The sequence below is a fragment of the Methylobacterium sp. Leaf466 genome, from assembly GCF_001425565.1.
Classification (GTDB): domain Bacteria; phylum Pseudomonadota; class Alphaproteobacteria; order Rhizobiales; family Beijerinckiaceae; genus Methylobacterium.
The window spans coordinates 1-19,964 of record NZ_LMRC01000035.1 but is presented as its reverse complement, the minus strand read 5'-3'; the positions used below and the strand labels follow the sequence as shown (position 1 = coordinate 19,964).

The window sequence follows — 19,964 nt, the reverse complement described above, 5'->3', positions numbered from 1 at the left end:
AGGTTTTCTCTGACGTCACCCGCCCCCTTCGTGGGGAGGGTGGCCCACGAAGGGGGTCGGGAGAGGGGATCGCCGCCATATCCGAAGCGGTCGCGATCCCCCGTCTACCCTGTGGAAGCGCTCAGCTGAACGAGGCTTCCACCAGCTCGGGCATCAGCTTGCCCCCGCGAAAGCTCTCGCCGGTGGTGAGCGAGGTCACGATGACCTCGGCCGGGCTGAACAGGGCGCCGTCGATCTTGTAGAAGTCGCCGTTCACCCGCGAGAAGATGTCGGCGAAGGGCGCGCCGTGGTCGGCGGAGGTCGTCGAGGGCAGCTGCTCGGCGAGCTGGCGGGCGTCGGCCGAATCGGCCTCCACGAACAGCTGCACCCGGCCGCCGTAGATGATGGCGTCGTTGGTGCGGCCCATCGCCTTGACGAAGTCGGGATGCTGGGGCGAGAGCGGCGCCGAGCCGATGCCGTCCACGATCTTGTGGAGGTCGAAGCCGACCGTGTGGGCCTTGTGCAGGGCGACCTCGAGGACGCGGGCCACCACCTGGGTGGAACCGGCGAGGCTCTGGGTCGGCGCGTAGATGAAGGTCACGGCCTCGGGCGACAGGCCTGCCGCCTCGGCGACCTTGGCGACGACGGAGGCCGGGGGCGCGCTGGCGCTCTCCAGCACCAGGGCGGTGGCGCCGGCGGCATCGCGATACCCGAGTTCCTTGTAGAGGTCCTCGACCACCGCCAGCGCCCGGCCGGGGCCCGACCCCAGGGCGAAGAAGCCGGAATCGCCGGTCTCGTCGGCGAGACTCCAGCCGGCGTACTGGCTGCCGAGGCAGGCGAGCACCGGATCGGCGGCATGGACCACCACCGAATACGGCCAGGCCGCGATCGGCCCGGTGGGGGAGATCGTGACGGTGCCCAGCCCCCCGAGGCAGATCTCGGCGATGCGCCGGCCGGCCTCGATCGATCCGCGCGCGCGAGCGCCGGCATCGACCATGCGCGCGCCGTGCTGTGTGGTCACCGACAGGCGCAGGCTCTCGGCCTCGGCCACCAGCCGCTCCACCAGGGGGGCTGTGAGGCCGTTGAGGCTCGGGCTGGTGCGGACGGGGCCGGTGTGGGTCGTGCTCATCGATGGACTCCTTGAGAACCGAGGCGGGCGCGGAGCCTGTCGGCCCTCGCCTGCGAGATCGCGCGCGCGTCCGATGCGTCCCGTCCCGTGGCGACCACCGTGCAGAGCGGCGCCCCCCGTGCGACCGGGGAGCCGGCGCGGGGGCGGTCACGCACGTGGTCGGGCCAGTCGAGGGGGGGCACCGGGGCGTAGTCGGTGGTCGCGTAACAGATCCGCGCGGCCGCCGCATCCACCGGAACGTCGCCGACGGACAGGAGACGGCCGAGATGGGCCGCCACATGCGCCGACAGCAGCGGTTCTGGGCGCCGGTCGAGGACGTCGAGGGTGGCACCGGGGCGCGGGTTGATCTCCATGAGCCACCAGGCCCCGCCGTCGACCAGGATGTCGGCGCTGGCGAGCCCCGTGAGGCCGGTGGCGGAGACGAGCGCCGCTGCCGCCCGCGTCACCGCGGCGACGAGGGCGGGAGGCAGCAGGGGCGTGGCGTCCCGCGCCTGCTCGACGGCGCCGCCGTAGCGGAAGGGCCGGATCCGCGAAGGGTCGCTCCATTGCGCCGTGACCCCGACCGCGGCGATGTCGCGGCCGTCGGCGAGGAAGGCGAGGGCGTGGGCGTTGCCCCTCACCCGCGCCTGGCAATAGGCGCCCGGCGGCGGCGCGGCGGCGGTCGCCGCGCGGATGTGGCTGCCGCCCGAGCCGCCGTCCCGCTTCAGGAGCCAGGCCTTCGGGTCGGCGACCGCCCCGCGGGTGACCGCCGGATGCGGGATGGCGAGGCGCTCGCACAGGGACGCGAAGCGGATCGGGTCCTTCAGCGCCGCCACCGCATCGGCCGAGGCGCCGAGCAGGCGATGGCGCGTCGCGATTCTCGCGATGAGGTCCGGGGCATCCTCGAAGCCTGAGCCGAGCACGATGCCCAGCGGCGTCGGGCCGGTGGCCGCGAGGTCGTCGAGGTGCGCCAGCAGGGCATCGCCGTCGAGGCGGCCGGCGCCGAACCGCCCCGCCGCCAGCCGGTGGCGTCCCGCCAGCGCCAGGGTGTCGGCATCGCCGAACAGGTCGACCACCAGGGGGACGAGCCCGGCCCGGCGCGCCGCCTGCGCCAGGGCGCGGCCCGATTGCGCCGCGACGAGGATCGTGTCCGCGGACCGGTTCAGCCGGCGACCTCGACGGCCACCGTGTAGGCATCGCGGAAATCGAGGATCAGCGGCTCGGGCGCCTCGAGCATCCGCCGGAGCAGGCGCGACTGGGTCTGGTACTTGACGTTGCCCACCGCCAGCGCGCCGATGCCGATGCCCTTGCCGGTGGGCAGGGCCACGTCGACGGCGTTGACGTCGATGCCCGCGATGCCGGCGGGGGGCACGGCGTTGACGTCCGAGGCCACCAGGAGGCGAGGCGCCGATTCGAGGTCCTCGGCCGAAAGGATCGAGACGCCGGCCGGGCCGGCCGAGAGGATGACGTCGGCGTCCCGGATGGCGGCGCGGCGCGCCTCCGCGTTCGAACCGTCGACGGCGCCGACGTCGATGCCGAAGCGCCACTTCATGGTGAAGGCAATCTTGCTCACCCGCTCCTCGCCGTCGTGGCCGACGATGACGGTCTTGGCGCCTTCGAGCGCGCCGATCACCGCCGCCACGTAGGCGACGACGCCGGCGCCCCCGAAGATCACGATGCGCTTGTCCTTGAGATCGGTGTCGAACTTCGCCTTCAGCGCGCGGGTCACCTCGGCGACCATGGCCGCACCCGTGGTGAAGGAGCCGGCGGGATCGGCGATGATGTGGTTGGCGAAGGGCGGCACCAGGGCCTTCCTGGCCCGGTCCACCATGTCGAGGGCGTCCTCGGCGTTCTTGCCGCCGATGAAGATGCCGGTGCGGATCCCGTCCTGGGGGGAGCGCGAAAAGATCGAATCCTGCACCAGGGAGGTCACGTCGGGCAGCGTCACGTCGGTGTAGGTGGCGATGGTCTCGAAGCCGGCATCGATGGCCATGTTCACGTCGAACGGGCTCATGTGCTTGAGCGGGGTCAGCATGTGCAGGATCGAGCGGGCCATCGTCGGTTTCCTCGGATCTGGCGTGTCGGATCAGGCGTATCGGCGCCGGCGTACGTTCGGTGCGTTGAAGGACGGCGGGCCGACGAGGTCAAGCGCGGCCGGGGCGGCGACCCTGCCACGCCCTCTCTTAAGGTGCCGTGACCGTCACGTGACCGCGCAGACGTCAGGCCGAGGGTATTTCAGGCCGAGGAGACGTCAGGCCGAGGAGACGTCGGCACCGGTGTTGCGGCCCCGCGCGACGAGGAAGCGCAGAGGTCCGGGCCGCTGCAGGCTCGCCACCAGGGCCCGCGCCTCGGCTTCGGAGGCCACGAGCGCGAAGCCGGTGGGCCCCCACGAGCTCTGGCCGTAACCGGCCACCCCCTGCGCCGCGATGGCGGCGAGCACCTCGGCGACGCGGGGGCTGGCGAACCGCCCGCCCTGGTGGGGTGCGAAGTGGTCGCCGACGAGGCGCTGGATGGTGCTGATGCCGGCCCCGAAGCCCTGCGGCTCCGCGGTGGCGAGCGCGGGCAGGATCTGCATCAGCACGATGCGGCAGATCTCGGCGGCCTCGCCTTCGGGGAACCGCGGCAGGTCGCGGAAAGCCTCGACCTCGCGGCTGCCGTGGACGCCGGTCATCGCCTCGTCGAGGATGAGGACCACCCGCCAGGCGTCCGGATAGGGCAGCCGCGCGATCACGGGGGGTGGGGCGCCGCCGGCATCGCGGCCGCCGTCGACGATGAGCCCCCCTTGCGTGAAGGCGGCGAGCCCGACCCCGGAGCGGTTGCCCCGATCGAGGACGTCGGCGAAGTCGGCGGGTGCGAAGGGCCGTCCGTGCAGGGCGGCCAGGGCCGCCGCCACGGCGAGCGCGAGCTGCGTGCCCGAGCCGAACCCGGCATGCGCCGGAATCGCCGACTCGATCCGGATCGCCACGTCGGGGGGCAGGTCGAGGTGCTTGGCCGCCGCCAGGACGTAGCCGCGGACCCGCTCGACCTCCGGTCCGGTGACGATCGTGCCGGGGGCGCGTTCGGCGGTGAGGGCGACCGCCGGCGTGTCGAGGGCGAGCCCGATGCTGCCGAAACGCCGGCCGAGGCCGCCGTGCAGGTCGAGGAACCCGAAATGCAGGCGGGCCGGGGCGCGGACCGCGACGCGGGCCGGCAACGCTTCGGGGGTCTCCATCACTTCGGGGGTCTCCACCACGACGATCCCCTCGATCCTCTTCGACGGCGCGGCCGACGACGCCGCGCGGGCTTCTCCCACGGCGGCGGGAGGCCTCGCAAGCCGCGTCGCACGAAACCTGGTCGACCACGGACGGTGCCGGAGAAATCGCGCCCCGGGACTTGCTTGCGGCGTTGCGCGAATGCAAACGTCCCCGCCGGGCCCCCTCGGGAGCCCGCACGACGTGACCGGCCGGACCCGAGTAGACGGCATCCGATCGACGGAGACGGCGTCCGATCGAAGCCGGCCACAACGGCCGGCAGCGCGACAGCGGCGCGCGTTTCCCGAAGGTGAGGACCATGGCAGCCTGGGTTAAGGGTGGCGCGACCGACGCCGACGCGGCGATCAAGGCCGCCGCCGATCTGCTGGCCGGCGCCCGGACACCCGTCTTCGCCGGCCTCAACGCCGACGTCGCCGCCCTCCGCGCGGCCTACGGCCTGGCCGGGGTCATCGGCGCCTCCCTCGATTCCGTCGCCGCCCCCGCCCTCTACGCCGAACTCGGCGTTCTCAGCCGGGCCGGCGCCATGCTCACCACCGCCGCCGAGGCGGTCGGGCGCGCCGATGTCGTGCTGGTGATCGGCAGCGCGCCGTGGGACCGTCCCATCGTCGCCGAGATCGCCGCGGCCGCACCCCGGCGCGGCCGCGCCGCCGGCTCCGAACGCACCCTTCTTTCGCTCGGGAGCCCGAGCAACGGCGCCACCCGCCACGTCTCCTACCCCGTCGAGGACGGCGGCCTCGCGGTCTCGATCGCGCACCTGCGGGCCTTCGCCAAGGGCAACCTGTCCGGCGAGGCCGCCTATGCCGACCTCGCCCGTCGCCTCGCCGCCGCCCGGTTCGGGGTGGTGCTCTACGAGCCCGCAGAGGTGGGCGAACTCGGCGTCGAGATGTTGCAGGGCCTCGTCAAGGACCTCAACGAGACCACGCGCTTCTTCGCCCTGCCCATCGCCGACCCCTTCCAGGGTCGCGCCCTGGTGCAGCTTTCGGCCTGGACCACCGGACAGGCCCCGCGCACCGGCTTCGGCCGATCCCTGCCCGAGCACGACCCCTGGCGCTTCGACAGCGAGCGCCAGGTCCGCGCGGGCGAGGCCGATGCCGTCGTGTGGCTCGCCACCCTGCCCGCCCCGCGGCCGGATTGGCTCGGCTCGGTGCCCTCGGTCGCCATCGTCGGCGAGGGCGGCACCGACGCCACCGGCGACGCCGCCGAGGTCGTGATCGCCGTGGGCGTCCCGGGCGAGAGCGCGGGCGGCACGCTCTGGGACGAGCGCCGGGGCACGCTGGGCTATCGCGCCGCCGCCGGGCAGCCCGCCGCGCTGACCGCCGCAGCGGTCCTCGACGCGATCCGCGCGCACCTCACTGTGAAGGACCTTGCCGCATGCTGACGCTGATCAGGGGTGGACGGGTCGTCGATCCCACCGCCGGCCGCGACGCCGTCGGCGACGTCTGGATCGAGGACGGCCGCATCGTGGCGCCCTCGCAGCGCGCCCCCGACAGCACCGTCGACGCCACCGGCTGCGTCGTGATGGCCGGCGGCGTCGAGGTGCATTCGCACATCGCCGGCGGCAACGTGAACATGTCGCGCCTGCTCCTGCCCGATCTCTATGCCAGCGAGGCGGCGCCCGAGGGCCATCCCTTCGCCCATGCCGGCGGCTCCGCCGCCTGGATCGGCGCGAACTACGCCCGGATGGGTTACACCACGGCGGTGGAGCCGGCGATGCCGCCCGCCAACGCGCTCTCGACCCAGCTCGAACTCGCCGACATCCCGCTCCTCGACCGCGGCGCGCTCGCCGTGTTGGGGAACGACGACCAGCTCCTCGAGCTCCTGCGCCAGCGCGAGGGCGCCAACGCGGTGCGCGACCTCGTGGCCCTCAACGTCGCCACCTCGCGGGCGTTGGGCGTCAAGTGCATCAATGCCGGCGGCGCCTCGGCCTTCAAGGACGGCGTGCTCAAGCTCAGCCTCGACGACGAGATCCCGGTCTACGGCCTCTCGACGCGCAAGATCATGACGGCGCTCCTCGACGCCGTCGAGGAGATCGGGGTGCCCCACCCCCTCCACGTCCATTGCAACAACCTCGGCATCCCCGGCGCCGACGATTCATTCGTCGCGACGATGGAGGCGGCGGAAGGCCGGCGCATCCACTTCGCCCATGCCCAGTTCTACGCCTATGCCGTCTCCGACCCGTCCGACCCCTCCGTGGGCGGGTTCCGTTCGGCGGCGGCCCGGATCGCGGAGGCGATGGAGAAGCATCCCAACGCCACCTACGACGTCGGCCAGGTCGCCTTCGGCCAGACCGTGACGATCTCGCTGGACATCCTGCGCCAGTTCGCCGGGCGCAAGGGCGCCAACCCGAAGAAGTGGATCCTCACCGCGGGGGATGCCGAGGGCGGCGGCGTGGTGCCGTTCCTCTACAAGCCGCGCGGCGCGGTCAGCTCCCTGCAATGGGCGATCGGCCTCGAGCTGATGCTGCTCTCGGGCGACCCTGAGCGCACCATCCTCACCACCGACCACCCCAACGGCGGCCCCTTCACCGAATACCCGCGCATCATCCACTGGCTGATGGACAAGGAGGCCCGCGACCGCGAGATCGCGAGCCTGCATGCGGTGATCGGCGAGCGCTCCGGCCTCGGCGCCATCGAGCGCGAATATACCCTGTCCGAGATTGCGCAGCTCACCCGCTCCGGGCCGGCCAAGCTGCTGGGCCTCACCGACCGCGGCCACCTGCGCGAGGGCGCCCGCGCCGATGTCGCGGTCTACCGCGACGACCGCGACCGCACCGCCATGTTCGCCCGGGCGAAACTGGTGTTCAAGGACGGCCAGGTCGTCGTCGAGGACGGCGAGGTGGTGTCCTGGCGCTCGGGCCACACCCTCGCACTGTCGGTGGAATCCGATCGTGCGATGGAGAAGCGCACCGACGCCTACCTGGTCGACCGCTTCGGCGCCGGCCTCGACAGTTTCGCCGTGCCCGACGAGGCGTTCTCCACGCCCGACGCCTTCGAGGACGTGGCATGCCTGGCGTGATCGCGAGGGTTCGTTGCGTCCCGCACGGGACCGTCCGGGCCAGTGGGACGACACGTGGCGTCAAGAACCGGTGACCGAGATGTCTGACTTCACCCTCAACGGCATCACCGTCGTCGACACCTTCGCCGAGGCGTTCGACGTCGCCGGGACGGCGCTGATCATCACCAACGACACCGCCAAATGGGCGATGATCGCGGCCGTCACGATGACCGGGTTCGCCACCTCCGTCATCGGCTGCGGCGCCGAGGCCGGGATCGATTGCGAACTGTCGCCGGACGAGACGCCGGACGGGCGCCCCGGCGTGCGCGTGCTGCTGTTCGGCTTCGAGCCCAACGGCCTCAAGGACCAGCTCCTCAAGCGCGTCGGCCAGTGCATCCTCACCTGCCCCGGCACCGCCTGCTATGCCGGCGTCGAGGGCCCCCACAAGATCAAGCTCGGGGGCGCGATCCGCTACTTCGGCGACGGCTTCGCCGTGGCCAAGCGCCTGCCCGACCCCGCCACGGGCAAGGCCCGGCGCTACTGGCGCATCCCGGTGATGGACGGCGAGTTCCTGTGCGAGGACTTCGTGCGCGCGGTGGACGGTGCCGTGGGCGGCGGCAACCTGCTGTTCCTCGGGCGCACCCACGCCGGGACGCTGAAGGTGGCCGAGATCGCCGTGGACGCCGCCCGGGCGGTGTCCGACGTCATCCTGCCCTTCCCCGGCGGCATCGTCCGCTCGGGCTCGAAGGTGGGGGCGCGCACCAAGGGTATGATGGCCTCCACCAATGACGCCTATTGCCCGACGCTCAAGGGCAGGGCCGGCTCGGAGCTGGCGGCCGAGGTCGGCGTGGTGCTGGAGATCGTCATCGACGGCCTGACCTCGCGCTCGGTGGCCGAATCCATGCGCGCGGCCCTGCATGCCTCCACCGAGGCCGGGGCTGCCCACGGCCTCGTGGCGGTGACGGCGGGCAACTACGGCGGCAATCTCGGCCGCCACCATTACCACCTCAAGGATCTCCTCTCGAAGGAGCCGGCGGCCGAGGCGACAGCGTCATGAGCACCCTCACCCTGCGCCAGGAGCCGCCCGAGCGGCTCGACCTCCTCCCCGTCACCCCGCTCTCGCTGTCCGGCCTGTCCGAGGCCGAGGCGGCGCGCCTGCCCGTCGGCACCAGCCGGCGCGGGCTGACGCTGGGCGATTGCTTCTCCCTGTCGCTCGACGGCTCCGACACGCTCACCATCGAGGGCGGATCCGCGCGCCTCGACGGCGTCGGCGGCTCCCTGAGCGCCGGCGTCATCCGGGTCGTCGGCGACGTCGGCCAGCGGCTGGGTGCCGGCATGAGCGGGGGGACGCTCACCGTCACCGGCTCGGCCGGACCCTTCGCCGGAGCGGGCGCCACCGGCGGCACCATCACGATCGAGGGGGATGCCGGCGACCACGCCGGCGGGGCGGTCTATGCCGCCAAGGCCGGCCTCGACGGCGCCACCCTGGTGATCCGGGGCCGGGCCGGCGACCACCTCGGCGACCGCATGCGCCGTGGCCTGCTCCTCGTGGGCCAGGCCGGCGCCTATGCCGGCGCCCGCATGATCGCCGGCACCATCGCCGCGCAGAGCGTCGGCGACCATCCCGGCTACGGCATGCGCCGCGGCACGATCCTCACCGGCGGCCACGGCGCCCTGTCCCCGAGCTTCGTCGCCACCGGCACCCACGACCTGGTGTTCCTGCGCCTCCTGGCCCGCTCCCTGCGCACGATCAGCGCCCCCCATGCCGACCTCGCCGCCGGGGCGCTCACGCGTTATTCGGGCGATCTCGCGACCCTGGGCAAGGGCGAGCTGTGGGTGGCGGCGGGCTGAGGGGCCTCCATGACATCATCCTGACGGTCCTCGTCGAGGCGCGGGTCCCCTCTCCTGAAAGGAGAGGGGCAGGGTGAGGTGAGAGGTTTGTCCGGAGAGGTCGCACACCTCACCCCAACCCTCTCCTTCCAGGAGAGGGAGCACCGGCGTGCCGCCCGCGATCGATCAAACCGCTCCAGGCTGCGCGATGGCCATTAGGATCGTTTCTCGCACGCCGTCGAGGTTGTCGTAGACATCTGCGTTGGTCACGCGCAGCACATGAAACCCGCAGGTTTCGAGCACCAGCGTCCGCAGTCTATCCCTCTCTCGTTCGTCGGCTGTTCCATGTGTTGCCCCGTCCACTTCGATGACGAGTTTGGCGTCGTGGCAGACGAAATCGACGATGAACCGGTCGATCGGAGATTGGCGGCGGAATTTCCAGCCGTTCAACCGACGGCCTCGGAGAGCCTGTCAGAGCTTGGATTCCGCCCACGCCGACTCCGCCCGTAAACGCGCTGCTCTATTCCCGGTTTTCGTCTCGGCTGTCATCGGGAGCGCGAAGCCTACAATATCCGGAGCACCTATCACATCGTCGATCCTGAGGCGACGTGGCGCAGACTTTGCCGACGACGGGTCTTGCCTTGGCGATCTGGTTCCGTGACGTTTGATGAACCGGACCAGCGACTGCATCCGGTGCCGTTTCCCCGTCAGGCGAGCCCGGACCGATGCTCCTCCTTCTCTCCGTCTGCCTCATCGCGCAGCCCGATCAATGCCGCGAAGATCGCATCAGCATGTCGTTCGAGGCGCGCAGCCCCTTCGTCTGCCTGCGCCACGCCCAGAGCACGCTGGCCACCTGGCAGGCCGAGCATCCCGAATGGCATGTGGCCCGCTGGCGCTGTGCCGTGCGCGGGAGCTTGCCCAAGGACCTCTAGGCGGTTCATCTGCCCCTCGAGCGGCGGTCCGGTCGGGCGTCGCGGGCGGGTATGGACGGTGTGAGACGATGCGGTCCCTGAAAGTCCGGTTCGCGCTTCTCCTCGGCGCGACGGCGGTCCTCGTCGTCCTCGCCGCCCTCGGGGTCCTCGCCGCCATCGGCGCCGCCGAGCGCGCCATCGACCGGACCCTGGCCGCGCAGGGGCGCCTCGAACTGCTGGTCGAACTCTCCGGACGGATGACGCAGTACGGGCTGGCCGCCCTCGAGGCCGTGAGCAACCCCGACGCCCAGCCTGAGGGGCTGGCCCTGGCCCGCACCGCCGTCGACAAGGCCCTGACCGCGGTGGACGATTCCCTCGGGCGCACCATCGTGGCCAGCAACGATCCCCTCGACCGCACCCTCTACGCCGCCCGCACCCGCCCGATGGCGCAACTGCGCTCGGCGCGGGTGGTGCTCGACCGGCAGGTCACCCAGGTGCTGCGCAAGTCCGAGGACGAACAGCGCAAGGCGGCGATCCGCGGCGCCCTCAACGGGTTCGGCGCCATGACCGGCCAGCCGCTGTCGTTCCTGATCGAGGTCGAGCGCCGCTCGATGATCGCCGGATCGGACGAGGCCCGCGACCTGTCGGGCCGGCTGCGGATCGCCGCCTTCGCGGCGGCCGTCTTCGCCCTCGCGGTGGTGCTGGTGCTCTACCGCGGCGTCACCCGCCCGACCCTGGCGCGGATCGAGGCGATCCGCCGGGCCGCCGGTGCCGTCGGCCGCGGCGAACTCGACACCCGTCTTTCGGTGGCCACCCGCGACGAACTCGGGTTGCTCGTCGCCAACTTCAACCGCATGGCCGCGCGCCTCGCCCGGCGCGAGGGCCGGCTGGCGGCGGACAGGGCCGCCCTCGAGGATACGGTGGCCGCCCGCACCCTGGACCTGCGCGCGGCCAACGAGCGCCTGGAGGCGGTGGACCGCTCGCGGCGCCGGTTCTTCGCCGACGTCAGCCACGAGTTGCGCACGCCGCTCACGGTCATCCTCGGCGAATGCGACATCGCCGCCCGTTCGTCCGGGCGCAACCTCGACCCCACCCCGGTCTTCTCCACCATCCGCAAGCGGGCGTTGCGCCTGCAGCGGCGGGTGGAGGACCTGCTGCGGGTCGCCCGCTCGGAATCCGGCCAGATCGAACTCGACCGCCGGCCCACGGACGCGGCCGCCATCCTCACCGATGCCGTCGACAGCATGGCCTCTGAGGCGGTCCGCCGGCGCGTGGCGCTGCGCCTCGAGACGCACGGGCACGAGGCCCGGGTGCTGGCCGACCGCGAGTGGCTGCGCCAGGTCGTCGAGAGCCTGGTGGACAACGCCATGCGCCACGCCCTCGGCCTGACCCGGGTCGTGGTCGCCCTGGAGGTCGGCGAGGCCGTGGCCACCCTCACGGTGAGCGACGACGGCCCCGGCTTCCCCGAGGCGGCCGAGGGGCTGTTCGAGCGGTTCCAGCGCGGCCCGCGCTCGGTGGAAAGCGGCTTCGGGATCGGTTTGGCCCTGGCGCGCTGGGTGATCGAACGCCATGATGGCGCGATCCGCATCGGGACGGCCGAGGGGGGCGGCGCCCGCGTGGCGCTCGACATCCCCCTCCTGGACGCCGATCCGGGCCACCCGATCGAGCTGACGCAGAAGGAGGGCGTGGCATGACGCGCATACTCATCGTGGAGGATGACGGCGACATCCGCGGCATGCTCGCCCGCGGCCTCGAGGCGGAGGGGTTCTCGGTGGGCGTCGCCGGCCGGGTCGACGACGCCCTGGCCGCCGCCCGCGACGACGCCCCGGAGGCCATCGTCCTCGACATCAACCTGCCGGACGGCTCGGGCCACGACGTCTGCCGCTCCCTGCGCGAGGGCGGCTATCCCGGCCCGATCCTGTTCCTGTCGGCCCGCGACGAGGTCCGCGACCGCGCCGAGGGCCTGGCGCTCGGCGCCGACGACTACATCGTCAAGCCGTTCGTGTTCGACGAGCTCCTGGCCCGCCTGCAGACCCACCTGCTGCGGCGCAAGGCGTCGGAGCAGCCGCGCACCGTCATCACCGCCGGCCGGCTGATCCTCGACCTGACCATCCGCCAGGTCGCCTTCTCCGACGCCACCGCCCGGCTCACCCCCCGCGAGGCCGAGGTGCTGGCCCTCCTGATGGACAGCGCCAACCAGCCGGTCTCGCGCGGCGACATCTTCGACAAGCTCTGGGCCGGCCAGGGCGGGCTCTCGCTCAACGTGGTCGACGTCTACGTCGGCTACCTGCGCACCAAGCTCTCGGACTTCGTGCGGCTCGGCGGCCCGGTGATCGTCACGGTGCGCGGACGCGGGTTCATGCTCGACCTGAAGGGACAGGATTTTCGCCATTAGGCCCGCCGCGATCGGGCGACGGTGGTATCCGCGACCGCGGCTGCCGCGGGCGCACGGCGATCCCGCCGCCTGACCATCGCCGGGGGCGCGGCGTCGCGCCGCCCTGTCGCGAGGCTGCAGGATATGAGAACTTTCTAATGGCGCAGCGGGACGATTCGGCAATTTTGCGCTTGAAGAGTCGGCGTAAAACGACGATACAGCTCCCGCGACAGAAATGACTGCGCCGTCAGTATCTTACGATCTTCTTAGTCGTCGATCCGGACACTGGCGACCCTTAAGAAACTGTATTGGAGAAACACCATGACCTGGGCTGCCCCCATCGTTTCCGAGATCTGCGTCGGCATGGAAGTCACGAGCTACGAGTCGGCCGAGATCGACACCTTCAACTGAGACCTTGTAATTAAGGTCGTGTGGAACCAGAGGATTGAAGGATAGCATCGGTTCGCCATGCATGTCGTGATCCTCGGTTCCGCCGCGGGCGGCGGCCTTCCCCAGTGGAACTGCCGCTGCCCCATCTGTTCCCTCGCCCGCACGGAGTCGGGGCGGGTCAAGCCCCGCACCCAGTCGAGCATCGCCGTCTCTCCCGATGGAGAACGCTGGCTCCTGGTGAACGCTTCGCCGGACATCCGGCAACAGATCTCCGATACCGCCGTGCTGCATCCGCGTGAGGGCCTGCGCCACTCGCCGATCCATGCCGTGCTCCTGACCAACGGCGACGTCGACCATGTCGCCGGCCTCCTCACCCTGCGCGAGGGCCAGCCCTTCACCCTCTACGGCACCGCCGGCATCCTCGATTCGGTGAACGGCAACCGGGTCTTCGACGTGATGGCGGCGGATGTGGTGCGCCGCGAGCCGATCCGTCTCGACCACGCCTTCGAGCCGGTCCCCGGCCTCACCGTCACCCTCTTCGCGGTGCCCGGAAAGGTGCCCCTGTGGCTCGAGGACGAGACCATGGAGATCGGCGCCGAGACCGAGACCACGGTGGGCGCGATGATCGAGGCCGGCCCCAAGCGCCTCGCCTACATCCCCGGCTGCGCTCGCGTCACCGACGACCTCAAGGCGCGGATCGCGGGGGTCGACGCGCTCCTCTTCGACGGCACCGTCCTCCACGACGACGACATGATCCGGGCCGGGGTCGGCACCAAGACCGGCTGGCGCATGGGCCATGTGCCGATGACCGGTCCTGGCGGCTCGATCGAGGCCCTGGCCGACACGGACATCGGCCGGCGCATCTTCGTCCATATCAACAACACCAACCCGGTGCTGGTCGAGGATTCGGTCGAGCGCGACCGCGTCGAGAGCCGGAATTGGACCGTGGCCCATGACGGATTGAGCCTGACGCTCTAGGTCATGTGCGAGGCGCCCGCGTTCCTTCCGCCCAAGGGCGGAGTGACGCGTGCCCGGTGACGGACCTGGAAATTTAGTTCTCCGGTCCTTATAGGATGCGCAATATAATAGCGCGATAGGCACCCTCGACGGTGTCGCCCACGAACCATTCGGAAACGCCTCGAACGGACGAACGCCATGACCGCGCCCTTCCCGACTCCCAAGACCGAAGATGCCCAGCGCCTGCTCGGCCCCGACGAGATCGAGGCGGCCCTGCGCGACATCGGTGCCCGCCGCTACCACAACCTGCATCCGTTCCACCGCCTGCTGCACGACGGCAAGCTGAACAAGGATCAGGTCCGGGCCTGGGCGCTCAACCGCTACTACTACCAGGCGATGATCCCGGTGAAGGACGCCGCCGTTCTCGCCCGCATGGAGGATGCCTCCCTGCGCCGGGTCTGGCGCCAGCGCATCGTCGACCACGACGGCGACGCGCCCGGCGACGGCGGCATCGAGCGCTGGCTCAAGCTGGCGGAAGGGGTGGGCTTCGAACGCGCCTACGTCGAGTCGACGCAGGGCATCCTGTCGGCGACCCGCTTCTCGGTGGACGCCTACGTCCACTTCGTGAAGGAGCGTTCGCTCCTCGAGGCCATCGCCTCGTCGCTCACCGAGATGTTCTCGCCGACCATCATCTCCGAGCGCGTCGCGGGGATGCTCAAGAACTACGACTTCATCACCAAGGACACCCTGGCCTATTTCGACAAGCGCCTCACCCAGGCGCCGCGCGATGCGGAATTCGCCATCGACTACGTCAAGCAGCACGCCACCACGCCGGAGCTGCAGCGCAAGGCCATGGCGGCACTCACCTTCAAGTGCAACGTGCTGTGGACGCAGCTCGACGCCCTGTATTTCGCCTATGTCGCGCCGGGCATGATCCCGCCCGACGCCTGGACCCCCGGCACCGGGCTCGTGCCCGAGGTGACGCAGGCCGCCGGCACCGGGACGATCGGCGCCACCGATGTGCCGCGCCTGCCCCGCGGCGTGCGCCTGCGCCACGACGAGGTTCGCGGCCAGCACGTGCTGCTGGCGCCCGAGCGCACCTTCGACCTCGACGGCAACGCCGTCGCCGTGCTCTCCCTCGTGGACGGCAGGCGCACGGTGCGCGACATCGCGGGCGTGCTCGCCGAGACATACGCGGCCGATCGCGCGGTGATCGAGGTCGACGTCCTGGCGATGCTCAACGACCTGGCCACGAAACGGGTGATCGAGCGATGAACGCCGTCACGCCGACCGGTCCCGTGTTGCCGGCCCCGGTCGGGCTGCTGGCGGAGCTGACGCATCGCTGCCCCCTGCGCTGTCCGTATTGCTCGAACCCGCTCGAACTCGACCGGCGCTCGGGCGAGCTCGACACGGCCACCTGGCAGCGGGTGCTCACCGAGGCGGCGGGGCTCGGCGTGCTGCACGTCCACCTCTCGGGCGGCGAACCCACCGCGCGCAACGACATCGTCGAGATCACCGAGACCTGCGCCAAGCTCGGCCTCTACTCCAACCTGATCACCTCGGGCGTCGGCGGCGCGCTCGCCAAGCTCGACGCGCTCTACGACGTCGGCCTCGACCACGTGCAGCTGTCGGTGCAGGGCGTCGATGCCGCCAATGCCGAGAAGATCGGCGGCCTCAAGAACGCGCAGCCCCAGAAACTCGCCTTCGCCGAGCGGGTGACGCAGCTCGGCCTGCCGCTGACCCTCAACAGCGTGATCCACCGCGGCAATATCCACGAGGTCGAGGGCTTCATCGACCTCGCGGTGAAGCTTGGCGCCAAGCGCCTGGAGGTGGCCCACACCCAGTATTACGGCTGGGCCTACGTCAACCGGCCCGCTCTGATGCCGGACAAGGCCCAGGTCGACCGGTCGATCCGGATCGTCGAGGCGGCGCGTGAGCGGCTCAAGGGCCAGCTCGTCATCGACCTCGTGGTGCCGGACTATTATGCGAAATACCCCAAGGCCTGCGCCGGCGGCTGGGGCCGCAAGCTGATGAACGTCACCCCGGCCGGCAAGGTGCTGCCCTGCCACGCCGCCGAGACCATCAAGCAACTGGAGTTCTGGTACGTCACCGATCATTCGCTCGGCGACATCTGGGCGAACTCCCCGGCCTTCACCGCCTACCGCGGCACCGACTGGATGCAGGAGCCCTGCCGCTCCTGCGACCGGCGCGAGAAGGACTGGGGCGGTTGCCGCTGCCAGGCCCTGGCGCTGGCCGGCGACGCCGCCGCCACCGACCCGGCCTGCTCGCTCTCGCCCCTCCACGCCAAGGTCCGCGAACTCGCCACCGAGGAAGCGGCCGAGACCCCGCCCGACTACGTGTATCGCACCATCGGCAGTAACGCGGACCGCGCGGTCCGTTCGCCGCTGACGGAGGAAGCCCCCCAGTGAAGATTTTCGGACTGGCCGCGCTGATCGCGGTCCTGACATCGTCCGCTCTGGCGCAGACCGCCCCGCCCACCGAGGTCCCGCCCGTGGAGGCGGCCAAGCCGGACGCTGCCAAGCCGGATGAAATCAAGCCGGACGCCGCCAAAGCGGATGTGCCCAACGCCTCCGACGTGCTGTTCGAACAGCCGCAGATGAAGAACGTCGCCCCCGGCACCACGCTCACCTACGGCTACCTGCGCCGCAGCGGCATCGAGAAGGCCCCGTTCGGCCCTCCCCTCGACGATCGCATCAAGCTGATGATCGACCCGGGCGCCAACCCCGACACCCGCACCATCCGGGTCGAGATGTTCTCGGGCGCCAACCGCTTCCCGGCCGGCCCTTTCACCGACATGCCCGGCAATCCGGTGATGACGCTGTTCCTGGAGCATCACCTCAAGGATCTCGCCCGCGTCCTGATGGCCAACCCGCGCTACATCAAGAACGCCATCCGCAAGTCCCTGCGCGAGAACGCCACGGTGACGCCGGTCAAGGCGACCTTCAAGGGTCGGACGGTGGATGCCTGGCGCATCGAGACCCGGCCCTTCGTCGAGGACAGGATGAAGGATCGCATGCGCGGGTTCGACAACCTGACCTATGTCTTCGTCACATCCGAGGCCGTTCCCGGCGAGCTGCTCTCCATCGAGGCGCAGTCCAAGAACCCGGAGGGCGGAGAACTCCTCGAGGAGAAGCTGAGCTATGATCAGAACGCTGGTTGAACGCGCCGCGGGCGCCCTCGTCGGTTTCGCCATGCTCGCCGGACCGGCGCTGGCCGTGGACGGCGAGAACGACTACCCCACCGAGGCGCGGGCCGATTACATCTTCGGCTGCATGGCGGCCAACGGCCAGTCGCGCGAGGCGCTGTCGCGCTGCTCGTGCTCGCTGGACGCCCTCGCCTCGATCCTGCCGTACGACAAATACGTGCAGGCGAGCACCGTGCTCTCGATGCGCCAGGGTATCGGCGCGCGCACGGCCCAGTTCAAGACCACCAAGGTGTTCGACGACCAGGTCGCCGACCTTCGGCGCGCTCAGGCCGAGGCCGAGATCCGCTGCTATCGCGGCAGCACCTGAGGGCCGGGCGTCGGTCCGTCCGCGAGCGCGGACCGGGCCCAGCGCCCTCGCGTTTTCGCCTTGCATGAGCGCCGTTTCGCGGGGATGACACGGGGGCGGTCCGGGTCTGCCGGGCATACCCCCTTCCCGAGTGACGAGACGCCGTGCCGACAGCTCCAACGCCCCTCGCCGCGCTGCTTCCGGACCTTGGGCGCCGCACCCTGGTCATGGGCATCCTCAACGTCACGCCCGATTCCTTCTCCGACGGCGGTCGCTTCCAGGCCCTGGACGCGGCCCGGGACCAGGCCGGGACCCTGGTGACCGAGGGCGCCGCCCTCGTCGACATCGGCGGCGAGTCGACCCGCCCCGGACATGTCCCGGTGACCGCGGAGGAGGAGCAGGCGCGCGTCCTGCCGGTGATCCGCGCCCTCGCCCCGCATCTCGGCGTGCCGATCTCCATCGATACCTACAAGGCCTCCACCGCCCGCCTCGCCCTGGAGGCGGGAGCCACCATCGTCAACGACGTCTGGGGCCTGCAACGCGAGCCCGAAATCGCCACCGTGGCCGCCGCCCACGGGGCGCCGGTGATGGTGATGCACAACCGCGAGACCATCGATCCGGGGATCGACATCGTCGCCGACATGCTGGCTTTCTTCGAACACTCCCTGGCGATCGCCCGGCGGGCCGGCATCCATGACCGCGACATCGTCCTCGATCCGGGCATCGGCTTCGGCAAGAGCTGGGCGCAGCATCTCGAGGCCCTGCGGCGCCTGCCCGAGATCCGGGCTCTCGGTTTTCCCGTGCTCGTGGGCGTCTCGCGAAAGTCGCTCCTCGGGCGACTGCAGGAGGGCGAGACCCGGCCCGCCGACCGGCTGTCGGGATCCATCGCCGCGCATGTCCTCTCGGCCACCCTCGGCGCCGACATCGTGCGCGTCCACGACGTGCGCGCCCATGTCGATGCCCTGCGCGTCGTCGATGCGGTGATGCGTCCTCCGCTGGAGGCGGCATCGGCATGACCGACCACATCCTCGTCGAGCGCATCGCCGTCTTCGCCTATCACGGCCTCCTGGCCGAGGAGGCGCGCATCGGGCAGCGGTTCTACATCTCCCTCGATTGCACCCTCGATCTCGGCCCGGCCGGACGCTCCGACGCGGTCGCCGCCACGGTCAGCTACGCCGATCTCACCGCCGTCGTCGTCCGGATCGCCACGGAGCGGCGCTTCGACCTGATCGAGGCCCTGGCCGAGGTCATCGCCGCCACCCTCCTCGACGGGTTCCCCCTCCTCGACGGCGTGACGGTGCGGGTGGACAAGCCGAGCGCGCCGGTGCCGGCGGTGATCGACGGGGTCTCGGTCGTGATCGCACGGCAGCGGCGCTCCGCGGTGCCGGCATGACGGCCGCCTATCTCGGCCTCGGCAGCAACATCGGCGACAAGGCGGCGATCCTGGCCGAAGCGGTGGCGCGACTGGCGGTGACGCCCGGCATCCGCATCACGGCGCGGTCGAGCGACTATCGCACGCCGCCCTGGGGCGACACCGACCAGGACTGGTTCCTGAATGCCGCCGTGGCCGTCGACACGACCCTGAGCCCGCATGCCCTGCTCGAAGCGGGGCTGGCCATCGAGACCGCCCTCGGCCGGGTTCGCGAACGCCGATGGGGGCCACGGGTCATCGACATCGACGTCCTCTTCTACGACGGCGCCGACATCGCCGACGAGCGGCTGGTGCTGCCGCACCGGTTCGTGCGCGAACGCGCCTTCGTCCTCGTCCCTCTGGCCGAGATCGCGCCCGACCTCATGATCGGCCCGGTGACCGTGACGCAGGCCCTGTCGGCGCTCGACGCCACCGGGATCGAACGGATGGCGTGAGACGGTTTCCGCTTGGATCAAGCGGCGACTGTATTGTCGGTCAAGCCATGAGGTCGCTTTCGGCGAAGGTTTTGTCGTCCTTGACCAGGGCGTTGGCGAGGACGACGAGGCGTCGGCCGGTGGCGACGATGGCGACCTTGGCGGNGGTCAAGCCATGAGGTCGCTTTCGGCGAAGGTTTTGTCGTCCTTGACCAGGGCGTTGGCGAGGACGACGAGGCGTCGGCCGGTGGCGACGATGGCGACCTTGGCGGGTTTGCCCGCCTCTCGCATCGCTTTGTAGGGCGTCTTGAAGGTCGGGCACGTTCGGGCCGAGCCTGCCGAGTTCGGGCATGTCGGTGATCAGCACGGTGGCGATGCGCCGGCCGATGCCGGGGATCGAGGTGAGGATGGCGCGTTTGCGGGCGAGGGCCGGATCGTCGCCGATGCGCTGATCGAGCTCCGCCTCGATGGCGGCGCAGGCGCCCTCCAGGGCCTCGATCACCGCCCGGTGACTGTCGGCCACCAGAGGATCGAGGGCCTGGGCGAGACGCGTCTTCTCCATGGCGATCAGTTCGGTGATCTGGCGCCGGCGGGTCGAGAGCGCCTTGAGCCGGACCTGATCGGGCGTGGGCGCAGGGTGCAGATGCTCGGGCATGCGATGAGCAAAGCGCGCGATGAGCGCGGCGTCCAGCCGGTCGGTCTTGGCGATCAGTCCTTCGGCCGTGCGGAACGCTCGGACCCGGCGCGGATCGACCAGGGCGACCGTGAAGCCGGCCTCGGCCAGGGCCGTCGTGACGGGATAGCGGGCCTCAG

Annotated in this window: 20 protein-coding genes and 2 pseudogenes; 16 read left to right on the top strand and 6 right to left on the bottom strand. The window is 71.0% G+C overall.

Going from position 1 to position 19,964, the window contains the following annotated elements; all coding sequences use genetic code 11:
• Positions 1–121: 121 nt before the first annotated feature.
• The 4 genes from mch to ASG59_RS18020 form a co-directional block, all read right to left on the bottom strand.
• Positions 122–1,108, bottom strand: coding sequence for a methenyltetrahydromethanopterin cyclohydrolase (mch, locus tag ASG59_RS18035; RefSeq protein WP_056285427.1), 987 nt, complete (start codon positions 1,106–1,108; stop codon positions 122–124).
• Positions 1,105–2,163: an ATP-grasp domain-containing protein gene (locus ASG59_RS18030; protein ID WP_082528842.1), complete on the bottom strand. Its 1,059-nt coding sequence runs from the start codon at positions 2,161–2,163 to the stop codon at positions 1,105–1,107. Before ASG59_RS18030 ends, mch begins: the two co-directional genes overlap by 4 nt.
• An 86-nt stretch (positions 2,164–2,249) precedes the next feature.
• A complete protein-coding gene (locus tag ASG59_RS18025; RefSeq protein ID WP_055889209.1) occupies positions 2,250–3,143 on the bottom strand; it encodes an NAD(P)-dependent methylenetetrahydromethanopterin dehydrogenase in 894 nt (297 codons plus the stop codon).
• Between the two features lie 195 nt (positions 3,144–3,338).
• Positions 3,339–4,298 carry a beta-ribofuranosylaminobenzene 5'-phosphate synthase family protein gene (locus ASG59_RS18020; protein WP_056285760.1) on the bottom strand — a complete coding sequence of 320 codons (960 nt, stop codon included), beginning with the start codon at positions 4,296–4,298 and terminating at the stop codon, positions 3,339–3,341.
• A 338-nt stretch (positions 4,299–4,636) separates the two neighbouring features.
• On the opposite strand from ASG59_RS18020, the gene ASG59_RS18015 reads away from it, so the two are divergent.
• The 4 genes from ASG59_RS18015 (at position 4,637) to ASG59_RS18000 (ending at position 9,183) form a co-directional block, all read left to right on the top strand.
• Positions 4,637–5,716 carry a hypothetical protein gene (locus ASG59_RS18015; protein WP_056285425.1) on the top strand — a complete coding sequence of 360 codons (1,080 nt, stop codon included), beginning with the start codon at positions 4,637–4,639 and terminating at the stop codon, positions 5,714–5,716.
• Positions 5,710–7,353 (top strand): formylmethanofuran dehydrogenase subunit A, encoded by a 1,644-nt coding sequence (locus ASG59_RS18010; protein WP_055889203.1) that lies wholly within the window; start codon positions 5,710–5,712, stop codon positions 7,351–7,353. The genes ASG59_RS18015 and ASG59_RS18010 overlap by 7 nt, the downstream gene beginning before the upstream one ends.
• Positions 7,354–7,432: 79 nt before the next feature.
• Positions 7,433–8,389: a formylmethanofuran--tetrahydromethanopterin N-formyltransferase gene (fhcD, locus tag ASG59_RS18005; protein WP_055889446.1), complete on the top strand. Its 957-nt coding sequence runs from the start codon at positions 7,433–7,435 to the stop codon at positions 8,387–8,389.
• Complete coding sequence (locus ASG59_RS18000) at positions 8,386–9,183, top strand: formylmethanofuran dehydrogenase subunit C (protein ID WP_056410569.1); 798 nt, start codon at positions 8,386–8,388, stop codon at positions 9,181–9,183. Before fhcD ends, ASG59_RS18000 begins: the two co-directional genes overlap by 4 nt.
• 165 nt (positions 9,184–9,348) lie before the next feature.
• On the opposite strand, the pseudogene ASG59_RS20140 reads toward ASG59_RS18000, so the two are convergent.
• Positions 9,349–9,621 (bottom strand): annotated as a pseudogene (locus ASG59_RS20140) (endonuclease domain-containing protein); the annotation flags it as partial.
• Between the two features lie 266 nt (positions 9,622–9,887).
• Here ASG59_RS20140 and ASG59_RS17995 point away from each other — a divergent pair.
• The 12 genes from ASG59_RS17995 (at position 9,888) to folK (ending at position 19,172) form a co-directional block, all read left to right on the top strand.
• Positions 9,888–10,094, top strand: coding sequence for a hypothetical protein (locus ASG59_RS17995; protein ID WP_055889197.1), 207 nt, complete (start codon positions 9,888–9,890; stop codon positions 10,092–10,094).
• Between the two features lie 68 nt (positions 10,095–10,162).
• Positions 10,163–11,767: a HAMP domain-containing sensor histidine kinase gene (locus ASG59_RS17990; protein ID WP_055889194.1), complete on the top strand. Its 1,605-nt coding sequence runs from the start codon at positions 10,163–10,165 to the stop codon at positions 11,765–11,767.
• Positions 11,764–12,468, top strand: a complete 705-nt coding sequence (locus ASG59_RS17985; RefSeq protein ID WP_055889190.1) for a response regulator transcription factor — start codon at positions 11,764–11,766, stop codon at positions 12,466–12,468. Before ASG59_RS17990 ends, ASG59_RS17985 begins: the two co-directional genes overlap by 4 nt.
• A gap of 300 nt (positions 12,469–12,768) precedes the next feature.
• Complete coding sequence (gene pqqA, locus ASG59_RS17980) at positions 12,769–12,858, top strand: pyrroloquinoline quinone precursor peptide PqqA (protein ID WP_055889187.1); 90 nt, start codon at positions 12,769–12,771, stop codon at positions 12,856–12,858.
• Between the two features lie 57 nt (positions 12,859–12,915).
• Entirely contained in the window at positions 12,916–13,815 is a 900-nt protein-coding gene (gene pqqB, locus ASG59_RS17975) for a pyrroloquinoline quinone biosynthesis protein PqqB (protein ID WP_056410567.1), read from the top strand.
• A 177-nt stretch (positions 13,816–13,992) separates the two neighbouring features.
• Complete coding sequence (pqqC, locus tag ASG59_RS17970; protein ID WP_056410564.1) at positions 13,993–15,069, top strand: pyrroloquinoline-quinone synthase PqqC; 1,077 nt, start codon at positions 13,993–13,995, stop codon at positions 15,067–15,069.
• Positions 15,066–16,223, top strand: coding sequence for a pyrroloquinoline quinone biosynthesis protein PqqE (pqqE, locus tag ASG59_RS17965; RefSeq protein ID WP_055889171.1), 1,158 nt, complete (start codon positions 15,066–15,068; stop codon positions 16,221–16,223). The genes pqqC and pqqE overlap by 4 nt, the downstream gene beginning before the upstream one ends.
• Positions 16,220–16,975, top strand: coding sequence for a hypothetical protein (locus ASG59_RS17960; RefSeq protein WP_082528840.1), 756 nt, complete (start codon positions 16,220–16,222; stop codon positions 16,973–16,975). Before pqqE ends, ASG59_RS17960 begins: the two co-directional genes overlap by 4 nt.
• A 31-nt stretch (positions 16,976–17,006) precedes the next feature.
• Entirely contained in the window at positions 17,007–17,327 is a 321-nt protein-coding gene (locus ASG59_RS17955) for a hypothetical protein (protein ID WP_244472437.1), read from the top strand.
• A gap of 143 nt (positions 17,328–17,470) precedes the next feature.
• A complete protein-coding gene (gene folP / locus ASG59_RS17950) occupies positions 17,471–18,322 on the top strand; it encodes a dihydropteroate synthase (RefSeq protein ID WP_056410560.1) in 852 nt (283 codons plus the stop codon).
• Positions 18,319–18,699 carry a dihydroneopterin aldolase gene (folB, locus tag ASG59_RS17945; RefSeq protein ID WP_056410557.1) on the top strand — a complete coding sequence of 127 codons (381 nt, stop codon included), beginning with the start codon at positions 18,319–18,321 and terminating at the stop codon, positions 18,697–18,699. Before folP ends, folB begins: the two co-directional genes overlap by 4 nt.
• Positions 18,696–19,172, top strand: coding sequence for a 2-amino-4-hydroxy-6-hydroxymethyldihydropteridine diphosphokinase (gene folK, locus ASG59_RS17940; protein ID WP_056410555.1), 477 nt, complete (start codon positions 18,696–18,698; stop codon positions 19,170–19,172). The genes folB and folK overlap by 4 nt, the downstream gene beginning before the upstream one ends.
• Before the next feature lie 147 nt (positions 19,173–19,319).
• Here the strand turns inward: folK and ASG59_RS17935 are convergent.
• A pseudogene (locus ASG59_RS17935) lies at positions 19,320–19,964 on the bottom strand (transposase); the annotation flags it as partial.

What these genes read in the sequence shown, in the direction of transcription:
- folB (WP_056410557.1), top strand. Translation starts at nt 18,319, where the DNA reads ATGACCGACCACATCCTCGTCGAGCGCATCGCCGTCTTCGCCTATCAC.
- ASG59_RS18025 (WP_055889209.1), bottom strand. Translation starts at nt 3,143, where the DNA reads ATGGCCCGCTCGATCCTGCACATGCTGACCCCGCTCAAGCACATGAGC.
- ASG59_RS18015 (WP_056285425.1), top strand. Translation starts at nt 4,637, where the DNA reads ATGGCAGCCTGGGTTAAGGGTGGCGCGACCGACGCCGACGCGGCGATC.
- pqqE (WP_055889171.1), top strand. Translation starts at nt 15,066, where the DNA reads ATGAACGCCGTCACGCCGACCGGTCCCGTGTTGCCGGCCCCGGTCGGG.
- mch (WP_056285427.1), bottom strand. Translation starts at nt 1,108, where the DNA reads ATGAGCACGACCCACACCGGCCCCGTCCGCACCAGCCCGAGCCTCAAC.
- folK (WP_056410555.1), top strand. Translation starts at nt 18,696, where the DNA reads ATGACGGCCGCCTATCTCGGCCTCGGCAGCAACATCGGCGACAAGGCG.
- ASG59_RS17990 (WP_055889194.1), top strand. Translation starts at nt 10,163, where the DNA reads ATGCGGTCCCTGAAAGTCCGGTTCGCGCTTCTCCTCGGCGCGACGGCG.
- ASG59_RS18020 (WP_056285760.1), bottom strand. Translation starts at nt 4,298, where the DNA reads ATGGAGACCCCCGAAGCGTTGCCGGCCCGCGTCGCGGTCCGCGCCCCG.
- fhcD (WP_055889446.1), top strand. Translation starts at nt 7,433, where the DNA reads ATGTCTGACTTCACCCTCAACGGCATCACCGTCGTCGACACCTTCGCC.
- pqqA (WP_055889187.1), top strand. Translation starts at nt 12,769, where the DNA reads ATGACCTGGGCTGCCCCCATCGTTTCCGAGATCTGCGTCGGCATGGAA.
- ASG59_RS17955 (WP_244472437.1), top strand. Translation starts at nt 17,007, where the DNA reads ATGCTCGCCGGACCGGCGCTGGCCGTGGACGGCGAGAACGACTACCCC.
- ASG59_RS18000 (WP_056410569.1), top strand. Translation starts at nt 8,386, where the DNA reads ATGAGCACCCTCACCCTGCGCCAGGAGCCGCCCGAGCGGCTCGACCTC.
- ASG59_RS18010 (WP_055889203.1), top strand. Translation starts at nt 5,710, where the DNA reads ATGCTGACGCTGATCAGGGGTGGACGGGTCGTCGATCCCACCGCCGGC.
- pqqB (WP_056410567.1), top strand. Translation starts at nt 12,916, where the DNA reads ATGCATGTCGTGATCCTCGGTTCCGCCGCGGGCGGCGGCCTTCCCCAG.
- pqqC (WP_056410564.1), top strand. Translation starts at nt 13,993, where the DNA reads ATGACCGCGCCCTTCCCGACTCCCAAGACCGAAGATGCCCAGCGCCTG.
- ASG59_RS17995 (WP_055889197.1), top strand. Translation starts at nt 9,888, where the DNA reads ATGCTCCTCCTTCTCTCCGTCTGCCTCATCGCGCAGCCCGATCAATGC.
- ASG59_RS17985 (WP_055889190.1), top strand. Translation starts at nt 11,764, where the DNA reads ATGACGCGCATACTCATCGTGGAGGATGACGGCGACATCCGCGGCATG.